Genomic DNA, 15,450 nt, shown 5'->3' with positions numbered 1-15,450 from the left:
GCACCTTGCTAAGTATGTAAATAAGGAAATGAAATGTTTGATAACTATGTATGTAAAATTTATGTAAGTGACAACCTTAATTTTAATAATTCACTCGAAGCCACAGCATTTGGTTTTGATGATGGTGCATCGAATAGGATACTTACCGCAGGTCACGTTGTTACTAATGCTCTAGGCGGGAAATACCCAGCTAGCAATACTAAAAAATTATACGTCAAATTTGAAAACCATAATGGGTTAGTAAACTCAACGCCTATCTTAGTTGATTTTATTCTCAACAATTGCAATGATGCAAATAACTATATCAATAATATCCCTTTTGTTGATAGTGCAGAATTAGTATTAAATCAATCTACTATCCAGCCTATATCCAGTTTTTTTAAAAAAAGATCCGTTATAAAAGGAAATACAATCTTCGGTTTGGGTTTCCCTTTGGGTCAATCTCAACTTGTTCAAATTCAAGGTACAGTTGGGCAATATTTCAATATGATTTGTGCTAAACATTCAGGTGGGGGGTGTAATACATCTCGTCTAATGGTAAACCATAATAGCAGTCCAGGATGTTCTGGTGGTCCCTACATTATAATTGATGATGAAACCCCTTTTGTAATTGGCAGCTTAATTGGAATCGTCAAAAACAGTATTCCATCAGTCAATCCACTTAATGCTATTCAATCAGCAAATGATTTTTAAGGAAGTAAATAGCTACTGGCCCAGTATAGCTTAAACAAGGCTTATTTTAATAAGGTCCCAATTCAATTACGAAGTCTTTGGGATAAATTGATAGTCAGTCTCAATAAACATAGAGAATGTACCTTGTTGTTAGTATTAACGAAATCAATTATAGAGGAAAGTACGTTCTTATCGACTTGGTATACTTTTCATAGAAGGTCGATTAGTATTTGGGCTGATGATATTGAAACGTCCGCTCCTCGCTCAAAGAAGACGGAAATGAAACAACATTGTGCTGCAAAATTTTTAACTAGAAAGGTGTTCTATGTTGTCATATAAATTAACGGTGATAAAATGCACTATCGTCAGTTTGAAGTGAGACTACCATGAAAAAAAATGAATTAATTCAAGCAACAAGACCAACTCGTACTCAACTTATTCGTTCGGTAGCAACCTCCACGGCGATTGAAACAGGGCAGGAGTCTCGTCGTCTTGAAGAAGAGATGAAGGCTAAGCGTGAGAAGTTTGGACACTTGAAACTGGCGATTTAGCTTTCTTTTAAGGCTTCGTTAACCCAATATTTCATGGGTTCATAGTTAAGGTTTAACCCTGCGTGGATTGCTGCAATATACTGCTCGGGGTGTTGAGTCCAACTTTCATAGTCTAACGGCTGGAAACCAGCTTGTACTGCCATCACATCTGCGAGTAAACGCGATAAGCGCCCATTTCCTTCCCTAAATGGATGTATCAGAATTAATTCCACATGTACTGTTGCTATAGCTTCTATGACTTGTTCTCGGCTCATATTGGTGCAAGGTGTGTACTTCGCTAGAAACTCTTTCTCGAATTGAGCAAGTAACTTTGCAACACGTCCCGCAGGGGCAAACATAAAGCCACCCTTGCTAATATTCACCGTACGTAACTGACCAGCCCATTCGTAAACATTCCCTAACCATTGGCGGTGCCAACGCTGAATAAGTGATACGGTAATTTGCTCAGTGGGAAATTGTTCTTCAAAAATGACTTGATACAGTTTTTCTAACAGGACAAGCTCAGCATCATTGATATCATCAACGTTTGAAAGCCCTAGCTTATTAGCTAGCACTTCTTCATCAGAGCCATCAGCAAATTTTCCTTCGCTGTTAGATACATCATATCTATTCATTTTATACTCGTCATACTTCAAGTTGGCAGCGTTGTTGACTACGTCAATTCGCACTAGTCACATACTTATGTATGCTCCTAGCGACTCATTTACTTGTCGCCTAGCTGCACCTCGAATTATTTAGAGTATAAGCGCTGGCTAGGTTAAATAAAATAATAACTACCTATAAATCAAAGAATTAATTAAGTGTAGGTTAAATTGTAGGTTTTGTTGGAAAATTAATAAATATCGTTATATTTCAACGCTAACACACCCATGCATCATTGGTGTGTGGGATTCTAAGTGTTGAATGTCAGTCATGTTGTTGTCTATCTTAACGTATTGAATTTTAAGTTATTTGTGAAAATCTATTGTTACACCACATATCGTTCTATTTCACAAGCATTGTGTGATCATATCACAAGGTTTCAGTTCATTGTTTTAATGATCCAAATATCTTTTTAGACTAAAAGCCAAATAATTTTAAGTCTATGATATCGTTGATTCACCATTAATGACAATCTACACTTACCTGGAAACTCTTTGTTTTTAATTTATTACGTATTGATTTAAATGATATTTTATTACATTGATAAATAAAGTGATAGTACCTGCTTTATTGATTTTATATTAAAGCTTATTGCTCAGGCATTAAAGGAAGGAATTGAAAATAGCTAATATAGGATATCTATAAATTCTTTAAAAAATACTTATAAATATATAATATTATATTTAAGTAAATATACGTTATTAATCAAAGCTCGATACTCTCATCAAGAGTATTATTAAGATGCTTAAAATTAATGTAATAAAAAATAGTCATTAATTATTAAACTCATTATAGTTTATAGCGGGTTAATTACTTAATAATATAATGAGGGATTATGAAAAAGAGCATATTGGCATCGATAATAAGTCTTTTATTAATATCAGCAGTAGGTTGTGATAATTCAAATGAAAATTCGAATACAGGAACACCTTTGCAAGATAAAAATAAGACAGAGCAAACAACACAATCTAAGCCTGATTCAAAAAATACGCAATCTGATGAAGTTCAATTTAGTCAGAAAATTGAAAAAGGTAACTTATGGTTAGCAACGTTTAACGAAGATTTTGGCACCATCATTCAGAAAAAAACCGGCAGACTTTCGGGCACAATTAACGTTAATCTTTTAGATAATACGAAAAAAGTTTTAACAAGTTTAAGTTCTGATAATGGCAAAACTCTTGATCTAACACCTTTCAAAATACTCGAAAATGAAGCAGAGACCGATCAAATAAAAAGAATGAAAGCGAACAGTGCGCTAATGCCTGTTAGAAGTGCTTTCTCTATGTATTTGAGTGGATCAGGTGCTGAACGCGCTCAAGAATCTTTTGAATTTATGAAAACATTTTCGCCTACACTCCCAGAGCTAGATGCTGTGGGGAATGCTTATGGTGAAAGCTATGTTGATCTATATAAGAAACTGCTGAAATTAGGCGATTATCTTGTTGTAAAAGAGACTTATCGCTTAGATGATTTTGCACAAGCAAGTACTTTGTATGAAGATGTGAAAAATGCTTATGCCAAACTAATCGATGAGAAAGAAAAAGCCGCTGAGGCATATGAAAACTATTACCAAGCAATGCATATTGAAGAGCTTGAATTAGTGAAAAAAGAAGGCTTAGTTGTTCGTTATCAAATTATGCAATCATTGGATACAGTAACTAATACTCTTGATTCAATGAACCCAGATAAAATTGATGTGACTGCACTCTCTGCTGCGATTACAAAAATTGAGGAACAATCAATTGAGTTAGGAAAAGTATTTGGTGATGAAGCATTGCTAAATAAAGAAAATATGAAAGGTACTGATTATTCAGTTAAAAAATATTTAGAATTATACCAACAACTTGTTATTGAGTTAAAAGTGTTAGAAAAAAAACTCAATGAGAATAAAGATATATCAGGTAGCATAAATACGATTTCAAATGAATATAAATATTTAATAGAGAATTATAATTCTCTAATAGCGAAGTAATATTTACGCCATAAAAATGTAAATCGCACTTTAATAGTGCGATTTCTTTCGCAAAATTCACCTTTTTTACTGTGTTTTATTAAACATTAAATGATTGTTAGAAAAAGATGATCCAAACTAATGCTCAGAAGAGTCTTGAAATAGAGTGGAATGCTAGGAAAAAAATATTAAGAATGTAATCTGTTTTTATATAATAAAATTTTAAATTAATGATAAGTATTCATTCTTATTTTACATTCTTACTTTATTATAGTTGCGCTATTTATTTTGCTCTTTGGCTTAATTTTACTGATAAGAAAATGCGTTTTTATCGGTGCAATATAGGACTATCTATAACCACTTATACTTTAAGACGTGCTTCATCACCAAATACGTCAATTGTATTTAATGCAACAACGGATAATGACAGCAATATTATTTATTGGTTTATAGATGATGCTTATCTAGGGAATAGTACAAATCAGCGTTCAATAGAGTGGTATCCCAAAGAGAGTGGTCGCTATCGTATTCGTGCAGTAGACGATAAAGGAAGAGCGGATACGCGAAATATTCGTGTTGATATTATTGGTGTGATTAACAAACAAGAAATTGAAGCACATTAATATTGAAGTTAAAGTCGGTAGGTTTTACTTAATGTTTTTCTTAACGCCAAAATATTAATCTCTATCGTTATCTTACTCTAACTGTTATTACCCTATATTGTTGCGAGATAATTATTAGGTAAAATATTGAAAAATTTATTTTATCTCGTGAGTAAGGAAGAAATAACCAGTATGAAAACTAGTATTCTAAAATTAGCTTTATTAGGTGCATTAGCGTTACCGTTAGTGGGATGTGGTGATGCAACACCTAATTGTGATAGCACTGAAGCAAAAAACTTAGTGGTTGATATAACAAAAGATGAATTACGTGATCAAAAAATGGCGGCTGTGATCGATCAAATTAAGATCAAAGTAGAAAGCGTACGTACTCGTGAACATGATGAGAAGAGAGATACTTACTCATGTGCTGCGGAACTTTCTTTTGAAGGTAAAGGTGGCAAAAACTCTATTCCAATTACTTATACCATTGAAAGTACAGATGACGGCAAAGAGTTTTACGTTAATGTATTTGGTTTGTAGTTGATCCAGAAAAAACCAGAATAGAAAGTAGATATATAAGTAGCAAGCCTATATATCTACTTGTAATAGAAATTATGCTAGATCATCCAGAAATTCTGGTGATGGAACAAAGAATAATGTACCCGTTATAGGGGTACTGAATTTAAGCAATTTATCCGTATGGCCCTCAGGTGTACCTGTAAACATATTTTCTAACATACGGTTAGTTGTTGAAAAATAACGTGCATAACCAATAAAGTAAGTACCATATTCATTTTGGGATGGATTGGAAAAAGGCATATTGGCTCTGACAATTTTTAAATCTTCGCCGTTCTCATCTTGAATATTGGTGACAACATTGTGTGAACCAGGCTCTTTTTCTTCATCGGTTAATTCCACATCATTAAATTTATGTCTACCAATGACTTTTTCTTGTTCGATAAGAGGCTGTTTTTCCCATGCTTCCATATCGTGAATATATTTTTGTACAAAAGCGTAACTGCCACCTGCAAACTCAGGATCTTCATCACCAATAACGGCATAAGAAGCTCGTTCATCTTCATATTCTGGGTTTTCAGTTCCATTGACAAAACCAATAATAGAGCGCCCATCAAAATATCTAAACCCATGTACTTCATCAACAGGCGTAACAATATTCTTTAGCTTTTGGCTGATGATAGATGCTAATTCGTAACAGGCTGAAACTTTGAGAGCTCGAATATGGAAAAAAAGATCGCCTGGAGTTGAAACCGCGGTATAAGTATCACCTTTAATTTCTTTAAAGGTATTTAGCTCTTTGGGTTTAGGCTGATTGGGAAATAATGTAGCCCATGCATTTGCCCCGAATCCCATTACACAACTTGTTTCCAATTCAGGAAAACGTGTTCTCATACTACGTATCAGGCCAGAAAAATTATTACAAAAATCGATCAGTGTATCGCGGTTTTCAGGTGAATGGGTGAGGTTAAAAACTAAAAAATAAGCATTCTCACAGGGTGATTTCGTAACATCTTGGTATTTCATGGTGATCCCTAAATGACGAATATATAGATGAATAGTAATTAAGTTATATTTACAAAACATTGTTTTTTTAGTTTTACACCAAAAAACTCCCTATTACAAAGAGAGGGTTTGAGTTTTATTCAGATTTTTATCAATAAACATTATCAGAAATGCTATTGTTTTCTCTATTTTTTATAATGCTAATACACTGTATTAATTAATATTCTCATGACTTTGATAAACTAAAGATAGGTGCGGATGTTCCCATAAACTAGCTGGAGTGACAGTAGTTCTTTCCCACGGTATTTGCCCAATAAACCATAATTTCCAAAATTGTAATTTGGCATTAGGATTTTTGCTTAATAACTCTTGGAATGTTTCTATTTCACCTACACGAATAGAGAGTGCTGATTTATAAATATCAAAAACAAATTTAGAGCAAAACTGGCGGGAAGAGTCGTATTTAAAACCTGTGTGGTAAAGCTTATTTAATCTTTCAGGTACTTGTGCAACAAGTGCATTTTTTTGTTCGTCAGAGAGTTGTGTTGATAGCCGGCGTATTGCATAACGTTTGCCCGCAGAGCGGTTAATAAAGCGGGTTAATGTGGTTGTGGTTGAGAGCGGAACTCGGCTTTCGGCAACTAAATAATCCTCACCATTATGACCAATAATAATGCCAACATGATTACTCCAGCATAAAGAAGCTGAGGAAATTTGACGAAATAAAGAGGTACCAATACACGTAAATACGATATCACCAACTTCTAATTTTTGTGGATAACCAATTTTTATCATCATTATATGACCTATTAAATAGAAATATAATCACCATTCTTTGACCATAATAAGTAGATAAGGTTTCTATTTGATAACTCAATGATCTTAAGATAAAAAGAACGCTCGGATTTAAGATGTTCTTAATTTTAAGAGGAAAATCATTATTTATTCAGAATAAGAAGATAAAATTAGAATATTAAATTAATATTTTAATTGAGTAATAAATATATATTTAAGTAAATTAACTTAGTCTCTCATTTGAAATATCATATTTTACGACCACGCTATTTTCATAAAGTAACTCTGATGTAATTAATTGAGGAAAAGCACCTACATTGTTCTTAGTGTAAATATCTCGCCAAATTTCATTACAGCGATATACATGCTCTCCCTTTTTGAAAAAAGAAGAAGACTTCTCATAAATATGATAACGATATTCCCTTGCTTCACTACAAAGGAGCTCACCTTCTAACTGATGTTCAGCAACATGTAATCTAATTTGGTAATCATAAGGTGTTGGATTATATAAGACTAAATCTACATAGTTATAAAAAATTGCGGCTCCAGAGCCAAAAGGAAGTACTCGTCCTTCATCAGGAAAAGGATCAAAACTATGATTTGCCTTTTCAATCACTTTTAATTCAGAGTGTAATGCTAACCAATGTATTAAATTACTCGCCTGACAAATTCCACCGCCTACACCTTTTCGTGCTTCGCCATAGGAGAGTTGCATACCATCAATAAAACCTCTTTTATAGCTAGGTTTACCGACTAAATAACAAAAAGAGAAATACTCACCCGGTTTGATCACTACGCCATCTAACGCTTTTTCGACTAATTTAAGATTCGTTATTTTATTGTATTGTAATTGAATATCACTTTCGCCACGGCGACTAATCAATTTAGATGTATGTTTTAAATAACGGTAAGAAAGTCGTTGTTCTGGTTGAACGTCTCTGCTGTATTTTCGACCTGAAAAATACCAACTAAGAGAACGGAAGAAACGACGTTGCGCCACTCTCAAAGTATAAAGAATAGGGTGATAAGACGAGAGTGTTCTACGCATAAAATCCTTTTAAACAATAACAAATAGAAAGGAATAAACGGGAGTATGATAACGATTTAATGAGGATATTGATACGCTGATATCCTTAAAATAAGAGGACTAAGAATTTAGCTGCTAAATTTATTTATTGATATCTTTCGTTAAAATTTGAGCTTGAGATTGTAAGATAGATAAAAAATTCTTAGTGGCTGGGGAGATATATTTTTCTTTATGATAAAAGTAACGAATGCCTCGGCTAAATTGAATATCATCAAATGCAATTTCACATAAAAGACCAGATTCTAATTCTTGCATGATAGATAAACGGGATAAAATTGAGATCCCTAAACCGTGAATAACCCCCTGTTTTATTCCTTCTAAACTATTTATTTCCATTACATTTTTGAGTTCTTTATTATTTTCTTGGATCCTATCTAATAAAAAGTCACGGGTAGCAGAGTGCTCGGGTTTGATCAGAAAAACTTCTGATACAATATCAGAAAATCTGCAATGTTTCTTTTTTGCCAACCAATGTTCAGGTGAACAAATAAGCACTAAGGGATCGATAAGAAAAGTATCAAGATGATATTCCGTCGGATCTAAATAGATATGATCTGACATGATCAAAAATTCTAATTCTTGGGTATCAAGCTTACGGATAAGTTGGGTTGAACTTGAAATATCCATGCTTAATTTCACATCAGGATATTGCTCTCTAAACTGCGCCATAATTTGAGGCAATAGGTAAACGCCAACAAAATGGCTAGCGCCAAACTTAATTTCACCTTTAGAGGGATCATCAAATTGTCGCATATGCTCAGAAGAGGATTTTACTAAATTAATAATCTGAGTTGCGTACTGCTGATAAACCTTACCTTGGGGAGTTAAATAAAGCCGATTATTGATCCTTTCAAACAATGTTGTTTGCAACTCTTCTTCTAGCTTTCTGATTTTAATACTCACACTGGGTTGAGTGCAAAATAGGCGTTCTGCAGTTTCAGTGACATTAAAACCGTTGGCAAGTAGTAAAAAAGCATCAAGTTGGCTTAAATTCATATCAACACCATAAATTATTTTTATAGTTATAATATATTAATACAATTATCTTTATACCTCAATATTTCTATACTGGACTTCCTACCCTACACATTAAGAGGAATCGGTTATGGAAAAGACTGCGAAGCGAGATGACATCGCTAAACCAGCGCCATCATCACCAAAACAAAACGGTAAGAAAATAACCTTAAAAACAATAGGAATACCTTTAGCTTTATTGGTATTGCTTGTTTTATTTTTTATGCCAACACCAGATGGATTAAGTATTGAAGGGCAAAAAGCCATTGCTATTTTTTGTGCTGCGTTAATTTTATGGGTGTGTGGTTCTTTACCCATTTATTTAACTTCAATGCTCGTTATTGTTTTGCTTCCAATAACGGGAACTGTCGCAAAAGAGAAAGTGGTTTTCGGTACATTAGGTTATGACGTTATTTGGCTGATGGTTTCAGCATTTGTTTTAACGTCCGCCATGATCAAATCGAATATTGCCAGACGCTTTGCTTTATGGATGATCACCAAATTTGGGCAAACCCCCAAAAAAGCGTTATTTGTTCTTATTTTAATTAACTTTAGTTTAGTTTTCTTTGTTCCTTCAACGACTGCACGCGCAACATTAATGGTGCCTATTTGTATGATCTTATTAGAGATACATAAGGCAATTCCCGGAAAAAGCAATTACGGGAAATTAATGATGTTGCAAGGTGTACAAGCTGATGCCTTGGCAACATCCGGCGTAATGACGGGTACTGCCGCTAATATTATTGCAGTTGGATTTATCAATTCACAAGCTGGCGGTTCTATTGGTTATATGGATTGGCTAATTGCCTCTTTCCCATTAGCTATTGTTGGCATGACTATCTCCTTTTTTATTGGATTAAAATTATTCTCTTTTAAAGGGGAAGTGGATTTTGAAGGCTCGCTAGAGAAATTGAAAAAAGAACGTTCTCAACTTGGTGCATTAACTAAGAATGAGAAAAAAGCCATGTATATCTTTTTAATGGCAGTGTTCTTATGGGCAACCGAAAGCTATCACCAAGATATGTTTGGCTTCAAGATTAGTGTTTATATGACTGCTGTTATTGCTGCCATTCTTTGCCTGATGCCTCGTATTGGCTTATTAACGTGGAATGAAGCCAATATCAAATGGGATCTAATGATATTTGCAGCAGGTGCTTATGCGGCTGGTAACACCTTAGAATCTACAGAAGGAGCACAATGGTTAATTGGTAAAATGGTTTATGGGCTCGGGCTAGAAAATATGAGCACTACAATGGTTTATATTGTAGTTGTCTTTATCTGCATGTATAGCCATTTAATTTTTACCAGTAAAACAGTAAAAACAACCATCTTAATTCCGGCCATTATTGCACTTGCTAAAACATTGGGCATGGATCCGGTTACATTGGCATTAGCTGCGTCATTTACACTGACTTATACCATTACCTTACCACCACATTCGAAAGTAAATACTATCTATTTCTCAAGTGGCTACTTTAGTGTATTAGAGCAAATGAAATATGGATTAATTACTTGTTTTGTTGGGGCATCGGTAATTTCTATTGCGATATTTACTTGGTTCCAAATTCTTGGATATGGTCTTTAAACCATTAAATTAAGGAATAATAATGAGACTAATTTTATTAAGACACGGTGAAACCTTATGGAATATGGAATCGCGCTTACAAGGACATGCTAATTCATGTTTATCACCAAAAGGTATTAATCAAGCAATGGCGATAAAAGAGAGTATTAAATTATTATCACCTGCTAGGATTATTACGTCAGATTTAGGCAGAACAGTACAAACCGCAGAAATTGTTGGTCATCCTGAAGCAGTTAAAGAGCCATTATTGCGTGAGTTAAATATGGGAGAGTGGACGGGACAACGAAAACCAGAACTTATAAGACACCATGCAGATAAATACAAAAATTGGCGAGCAGGAACATATACGCCACCTAAAGGCGAAAATTGGTTTGATTTTTGTGATCGCATTGGTGCGGCATTACAAGGATGGGTGCATAAAGAAGACAGCGATTTATTAGCGGTTGTGCATAGTGGAGTTATTCGTGCCGCCTGCAAAGTATTTTTAAATTTATCTCCTGAGTTTTTATTACCAGCAACACCAGGCACAATAACGATATTTAATTTTGATCTTAATTCTGACAAAGCACCAAAATTAGAAGCCTATAATATTGGCTCTTATATGCCAGATAAGAATGTCGCTGATTAAGATTAATAAGTAGTGGTTTTCAAATTAATCGTAGTAATTTAATTTATATAACTATTTAAAAAGCACTCCGATATTAAATCAGAGCAAGGGAAACCTTGCTCTTTTTTTTGTCTATGAAAATAAAAGAATACATTTTGTAAATAATGTTTTTTATTCTTTTTTATACAATTTGTAACTAATAGATTAAGTCGAATTTCATTCAAAAGTAACATGTGGTGGGTTTAATTTAATCAAATAGAGTAAAAAGTAGCTTTTATTATTAAGAGAAAATAATACTTTTTTTTACTCACACCATATGCGTTATAAAATGAAATAAAAATTTATTTATTAATAAAAAATAGTATTTAACTTTTATTTTGATTTAACAATGTTGTATCAATATATGAAAATTTAAAATAATTAAAAATAAACTTTATTAGTTAACTAATAAAGAGTTCACTTGGTTTTAAATCCTGATTAAAATCAAAAATAATGAATATTATACCGCTATAACCAAAACTTGTTTATTGTAAAAAACAATTAGATAATACTCACATACTGAGTTAATTAAGTATTTTTTAATTAATTTTGTTTTATTAATAAAAATTAATCGGAGAAAAAATGAGAAAAAATTTACTTGCAACATTAATTGCTGCGGCGACTATCTTTGTCACTAATAATGCATTAGCAGCAGATGGTACTATTGATTTTACAGGTGAAATTATAGACAACGCATGTGAATTAGCAGCGGGTTCTGATGCTTTAAAAGTTAATTTAGGTACTGTCTCTAAAAAAGCATTACCAAGTACAGGAAGTACTGCTGCAGCGACAAAATTCACAATTAAATTAATTAATTGCCCTAAAACAGTGACCACTGCATCTGTTAAATTTGACGCAGATTCATATGTAGGTGATGACAGTGTTATTGCCCTGAAAAAAGAGTCGGGTGTAGCAACTGGAGTGGGTATTCAAATTACGGATGATGCAAATGTTGTAGTACCTTTATTTACAGCATCTAAAGCCTATCCATTAAAAGAAAATATTGAAAATAATTTAGATTTTAGAGCTCGTTATATTGCTAAAACAGATTCTGTTACTGCGGGTTTAGCAAATGGTAATGCAACGTTTACTATTAACTATAACTAAATAAGATTAAATATAAATTAAGGTTTAAAAGGACTTGAACCTTATTATAAAAACATAGTGGTGATAATATGAAGTCTATTATTGTCTTTTTAATTTCTATTCTTTTTTTTATTAATCAATCTTCTGCTGGTGTTATTATTGGCGGAACTAGAGTTATTTATACAGAAGGGAATAAGAACGTTAGTATTAATGTTGAAAATCCAGATAAAATTCCCTATTTAATCCAGTCTTGGATAGATGATGTTAATGAAAATAAACAGTCAAAATTTACCATTACTCCACCTTTATTTAGACTAAACCCAGATAAGGCGAATACGCTGAGGATATTTTTAACTGAAGGGGATTTACCTAGTGATAAAGAGTCTCTATTTTGGCTAAATATAAAAACAATACCTGCAACAGAAAAAACAGAAAATTCATTGCAGATTGCTTTTAAGACTCAAATGAAATTAATTTACCGACCTGAAAATTTAAAAAAGGTAAATTTTGAGGAAGAGCAGAAAAAATTAATATGGTCAAAAGTTGGAAAAAAAATTAGTGTGAATAATCCAACACCCTATTATTTTAATTTTCAGATAATTAATTTTAATGGGAAATCAGTCAATGATGTCTCTTATGTTGAACCTTTTTCAACAAAATCATTTGATATAAATGATGGTAATGAACATGGCACGATAAATTGGGAAGTTATTAATGACTATGGTGCTAGCGTGAATTTATCAGAAGTGAAAATATAATAAATTATAAATTTAGGTTTTAATATGAAAATTAGAAAAATATGTATTAGCCTAATTTTATATTTGGGCTATACGGCTTTATCATATGCGGAAAATGACAAATCAGATAATATCTACTTTGATCCTGATTTTTTAGAATTACCCAATAAAAGCTCAATTGATTTATCTCAGTTTGAAAATAATGAGCAGTTACCAGGTAAATATTATGTTGATATTTATGTTAATACTAATTTAATTGGTACTAAAAATATTAAATTTGAGAAGATAGATAATGGCAAGTTAATCCCCTGCTTATCAATATCTGATCTCACTAAATTTGGTGTTAAAACAAGCGAATACAAGGAATTAGAAACAAAAGGAAATAACTGTATTAATTTGTCAGCGATCCCTAATGCAAAAAGTGAATTTCAATTTAATTCTCAACGCTTATATTTAAGTATTCCTCAAATAGCGATGAATAATGATCCTAGAGGATTTGTTGATTTAAATAATATAGATAATGGTATTACTGCACTGTTATTAAATTACAGTTATAGCGGTTCGAAAAATTATGATCGTAAGAGTGATGGCTCAAATACAACATCAAACTATATTAATTTAAGACCTGGAGTAAATATAGGTCCTTGGCGTTTGAGAAATTATACAACTTGGTCTAATAGTGATGATAAATCTAGTAAGTGGGATACTGTTTATACGTATTTATCGCGTAGTATTAATCAACTGAAAAGCCAATTAATTTTAGGGGATGGTGTATCACTTTCTTCTGTTTTTGATAGCGTACCTTTTAGAGGTATACAACTTGGTACTGATGATGATATGTATCCTGAAAGTGTACGCGGATATGCGCCTGTAGTACGTGGTATTGCGCGCAGTAATGCCCAAATTACTATTAAGCAAAATGGATATATTATTTATCAGACAGAAGTCGCCGCAGGGCCTTTTGAGATTAATGATTTATATCCCACTGGGAGTAGTGGGGATTTATACGTCACAATAAAAGAATCTAATGGGAGTGAACAACATCAAATCGTACCATTTGCTTCTTTACCTGTTTTACAGCGTGAAGGCTATTTATCTTATAGTGTGACGGGAGGCGAATATCGCTCTTATGATAAGAATGTGGATAAAACTAAGTTTGGGCAATTTACATTAATTTATGGCCTACCTTATGGAGTGACAACTTATGGTGGTAGCCAGTTAAGCCAAGATTATCAATCTTATTCATTGGGAGCAGGAAAAAACTTAGGTGTTTTTGGTGCAATTTCTGTTGATATCACACATGCAAACTCAACCTTTAATGATGGTACTAAGCAGCAAGGTCAATCCTATCGTTTTAGATATAATAAAAATCTGAATAATATAGGAACGAATATAGCATTAGCAGGTTATCGTTATTCTACAAACGGCTTTTATAGTTTATCAGAAGTATTCGATAGTTTTCGACGTACAAACTATAGCCCAGAAGTTGAACGTCGCCGTAATCGTGCTGAAATTACGATTAACCAAAATCTAGGTGAAGGGAATGGTTCTTTAGCAATTGGTTATATAAAAGAAGATTATTGGAATAGTAATAAAAAGACACAGTCTGCTACGTTAGGTTATAACAATAGTTGGCAAGGGATCAGCTATGGAATGAATTATACTTATAATAAGAATACAAATCGTTACTCTTATATTTCAGGAGAGAAAACACAAAGTGAAAACGAACACTTATTTGCATTTTCGGTGAGTGTGCCCTTTAGTGTTTTTGATGATACTTTTTATTATAACTTTAATACCAATAGTAGTAATCATAATACCAGCACAGGCAGTGTGGGAATTTCTGCATCTCAACTCAATAATAGATTAAATTGGAGTGCACAACAGGGATTTACCAATCAAGATCAAGGATCTTCTGGAAATATCAATGCATCCTATAAAGGTCAACTAGGTGATATTACTGGGGGGTATAGCTATAGCAAAGACAACCATAATCTTTACTATGGGGTCAATGGTAGCGTAGTTGCTCACTCTGGAGGAATAGTCCTTGGACAACAACTGGGTGAAACTTCTGCAATTGTTGATATTCCAAATGCTAAAGATATTGCGATACTAAATCAAGCGGGGGTCAAAACCAATAGTCGTGGTTATGCATTAGTGCCTTATGTTACGCCGTATCGAAAGAATACTTTAGAAGTTGATACATTAATGTTACCTGAAAATACAGAAATGGAATTGACGAGCCAAACGATTTCGCCTAGTCGAGGGGCTTTAGTTAAAGCTGATTTTTCTGCTAACGTAGGTCATCGCGTATTAATGACGGTTAATCTTGCAAATAAAAAACCAGTTCCATTTGGTGCTCAAGTTATTTTTAAAGATAACAGCCAATTGAATAGTATTGTTGGTAATGATGGAGAGGTTTATTTATCGGGGTTAGAACAACGCGGAAACTTAACTATTAAATACAACAATGAAACATGTCATGTAAATTATGATTTATCAGGTGTTCTTGATTATTTAGGACTCTATAAAGTCGCTGTGACTTGTCAGTAGTAAATTTA

15 protein-coding genes are annotated in these 15,450 nt (G+C 33.1%); 10 read left to right on the top strand and 5 right to left on the bottom strand.

What is annotated here, in order from left to right; genetic code table 11:
• Nucleotides 1-33: 33 nt before the first annotated feature.
• The gene (locus GTH25_RS13780; RefSeq protein ID WP_164530676.1) at nt 34-693 is read left to right on the top strand and encodes a trypsin-like serine protease; all 660 of its coding nucleotides are present in this window, start codon (nt 34-36) and stop codon (nt 691-693) included.
• A 365-nt stretch (nt 694-1,058) separates the two neighbouring features.
• Nucleotides 1,059-1,223 carry a hypothetical protein gene (locus GTH25_RS13775; protein WP_006536548.1) on the top strand — a complete coding sequence of 55 codons (165 nt, stop codon included), beginning with the start codon at nt 1,059-1,061 and terminating at the stop codon, nt 1,221-1,223.
• Here the strand turns inward: GTH25_RS13775 and GTH25_RS13770 are convergent.
• A complete protein-coding gene (locus tag GTH25_RS13770; RefSeq protein ID WP_156733973.1) occupies nt 1,220-1,837 on the bottom strand; it encodes a Fic/DOC family protein in 618 nt (205 codons plus the stop codon). The genes GTH25_RS13775 and GTH25_RS13770 overlap by 4 nt on opposite strands.
• A gap of 863 nt (nt 1,838-2,700) precedes the next feature.
• On the opposite strand from GTH25_RS13770, the gene GTH25_RS13765 reads away from it, so the two are divergent.
• From GTH25_RS13765 to GTH25_RS13755, 3 genes are all read left to right on the top strand, one after another.
• Nucleotides 2,701-3,837 (top strand): YiiG family protein, encoded by a 1,137-nt coding sequence (locus GTH25_RS13765; protein WP_164530675.1) that lies wholly within the window; start codon nt 2,701-2,703, stop codon nt 3,835-3,837.
• 299 nt (nt 3,838-4,136) lie between these two features.
• Complete coding sequence (locus tag GTH25_RS13760; protein WP_075674359.1) at nt 4,137-4,439, top strand: hypothetical protein; 303 nt, start codon at nt 4,137-4,139, stop codon at nt 4,437-4,439.
• A gap of 171 nt (nt 4,440-4,610) precedes the next feature.
• Nucleotides 4,611-4,958 carry a hypothetical protein gene (locus tag GTH25_RS13755; protein WP_075674358.1) on the top strand — a complete coding sequence of 116 codons (348 nt, stop codon included), beginning with the start codon at nt 4,611-4,613 and terminating at the stop codon, nt 4,956-4,958.
• A gap of 72 nt (nt 4,959-5,030) precedes the next feature.
• Here GTH25_RS13755 and GTH25_RS13750 read toward each other — a convergent pair whose 3' ends face one another.
• The 4 genes from GTH25_RS13750 to GTH25_RS13735 all read right to left on the bottom strand — a co-directional run bounded on the left by GTH25_RS13750 (nt 5,031) and on the right by GTH25_RS13735 (nt 8,817).
• Nucleotides 5,031-5,960, bottom strand: coding sequence for a Dyp-type peroxidase (locus GTH25_RS13750; protein ID WP_164530674.1), 930 nt, complete (start codon nt 5,958-5,960; stop codon nt 5,031-5,033).
• Between the two features lie 192 nt (nt 5,961-6,152).
• Nucleotides 6,153-6,731, bottom strand: a complete 579-nt coding sequence (locus tag GTH25_RS13745; RefSeq protein ID WP_202983537.1) for a YebB family permuted papain-like enzyme — start codon at nt 6,729-6,731, stop codon at nt 6,153-6,155.
• Nucleotides 6,732-6,957: 226 nt separating this feature from the next.
• Entirely contained in the window at nt 6,958-7,782 is an 825-nt protein-coding gene (locus tag GTH25_RS13740; protein WP_164530673.1) for a VanW family protein, read from the bottom strand.
• Nucleotides 7,783-7,902: 120 nt separating this feature from the next.
• Entirely contained in the window at nt 7,903-8,817 is a 915-nt protein-coding gene (locus GTH25_RS13735) for a LysR family transcriptional regulator (protein WP_164530672.1), read from the bottom strand.
• 109 nt (nt 8,818-8,926) lie between these two features.
• Between GTH25_RS13735 and GTH25_RS13730 the strand changes: the two genes are divergently transcribed.
• From GTH25_RS13730 to GTH25_RS13710, 5 genes are all read left to right on the top strand, one after another.
• Complete coding sequence (locus tag GTH25_RS13730; protein ID WP_098942054.1) at nt 8,927-10,420, top strand: SLC13 family permease; 1,494 nt, start codon at nt 8,927-8,929, stop codon at nt 10,418-10,420.
• Between the two features lie 22 nt (nt 10,421-10,442).
• A complete protein-coding gene (locus GTH25_RS13725; RefSeq protein WP_075674356.1) occupies nt 10,443-11,048 on the top strand; it encodes a histidine phosphatase family protein in 606 nt (201 codons plus the stop codon).
• Between the two features lie 600 nt (nt 11,049-11,648).
• On the top strand, nt 11,649-12,173 hold the full coding sequence (locus GTH25_RS13720) for a fimbrial protein (protein WP_075673279.1): 525 nt from the start codon (nt 11,649-11,651) through the stop codon (nt 12,171-12,173).
• 68 nt (nt 12,174-12,241) lie between these two features.
• On the top strand, nt 12,242-12,910 hold the full coding sequence (locus GTH25_RS13715; protein ID WP_164530671.1) for a fimbrial biogenesis chaperone: 669 nt from the start codon (nt 12,242-12,244) through the stop codon (nt 12,908-12,910).
• Nucleotides 12,911-12,934: 24 nt separating this feature from the next.
• A complete protein-coding gene (locus tag GTH25_RS13710; protein ID WP_164530670.1) occupies nt 12,935-15,442 on the top strand; it encodes a fimbria/pilus outer membrane usher protein in 2,508 nt (835 codons plus the stop codon).
• Nucleotides 15,443-15,450: the final 8 nt, after the last annotated feature.

The sequence above is a fragment of the Proteus terrae subsp. cibarius genome, assembly GCF_011045835.1.
GTDB lineage: Bacteria > Pseudomonadota > Gammaproteobacteria > Enterobacterales > Enterobacteriaceae > Proteus > Proteus cibarius.
The sequence above is the reverse complement of the archived record's forward strand: the minus strand, read 5'-3'. Positions and strand labels throughout refer to the sequence as shown.

What these genes read in the sequence shown, in the direction of transcription:
- GTH25_RS13780 (WP_164530676.1), top strand. Translation starts at nt 34, where the DNA reads ATGTTTGATAACTATGTATGTAAAATTTATGTAAGTGACAACCTTAAT.
- GTH25_RS13775 (WP_006536548.1), top strand. Translation starts at nt 1,059, where the DNA reads ATGAAAAAAAATGAATTAATTCAAGCAACAAGACCAACTCGTACTCAA.
- GTH25_RS13770 (WP_156733973.1), bottom strand. Translation starts at nt 1,837, where the DNA reads ATGAATAGATATGATGTATCTAACAGCGAAGGAAAATTTGCTGATGGC.
- GTH25_RS13765 (WP_164530675.1), top strand. Translation starts at nt 2,701, where the DNA reads ATGAAAAAGAGCATATTGGCATCGATAATAAGTCTTTTATTAATATCA.
- GTH25_RS13760 (WP_075674359.1), top strand. Translation starts at nt 4,137, where the DNA reads ATGCGTTTTTATCGGTGCAATATAGGACTATCTATAACCACTTATACT.
- GTH25_RS13755 (WP_075674358.1), top strand. Translation starts at nt 4,611, where the DNA reads ATGAAAACTAGTATTCTAAAATTAGCTTTATTAGGTGCATTAGCGTTA.
- GTH25_RS13750 (WP_164530674.1), bottom strand. Translation starts at nt 5,960, where the DNA reads ATGAAATACCAAGATGTTACGAAATCACCCTGTGAGAATGCTTATTTT.
- GTH25_RS13740 (WP_164530673.1), bottom strand. Translation starts at nt 7,782, where the DNA reads ATGCGTAGAACACTCTCGTCTTATCACCCTATTCTTTATACTTTGAGA.
- GTH25_RS13735 (WP_164530672.1), bottom strand. Translation starts at nt 8,817, where the DNA reads ATGAATTTAAGCCAACTTGATGCTTTTTTACTACTTGCCAACGGTTTT.
- GTH25_RS13730 (WP_098942054.1), top strand. Translation starts at nt 8,927, where the DNA reads ATGGAAAAGACTGCGAAGCGAGATGACATCGCTAAACCAGCGCCATCA.
- GTH25_RS13725 (WP_075674356.1), top strand. Translation starts at nt 10,443, where the DNA reads ATGAGACTAATTTTATTAAGACACGGTGAAACCTTATGGAATATGGAA.
- GTH25_RS13720 (WP_075673279.1), top strand. Translation starts at nt 11,649, where the DNA reads ATGAGAAAAAATTTACTTGCAACATTAATTGCTGCGGCGACTATCTTT.
- GTH25_RS13715 (WP_164530671.1), top strand. Translation starts at nt 12,242, where the DNA reads ATGAAGTCTATTATTGTCTTTTTAATTTCTATTCTTTTTTTTATTAAT.
- GTH25_RS13710 (WP_164530670.1), top strand. Translation starts at nt 12,935, where the DNA reads ATGAAAATTAGAAAAATATGTATTAGCCTAATTTTATATTTGGGCTAT.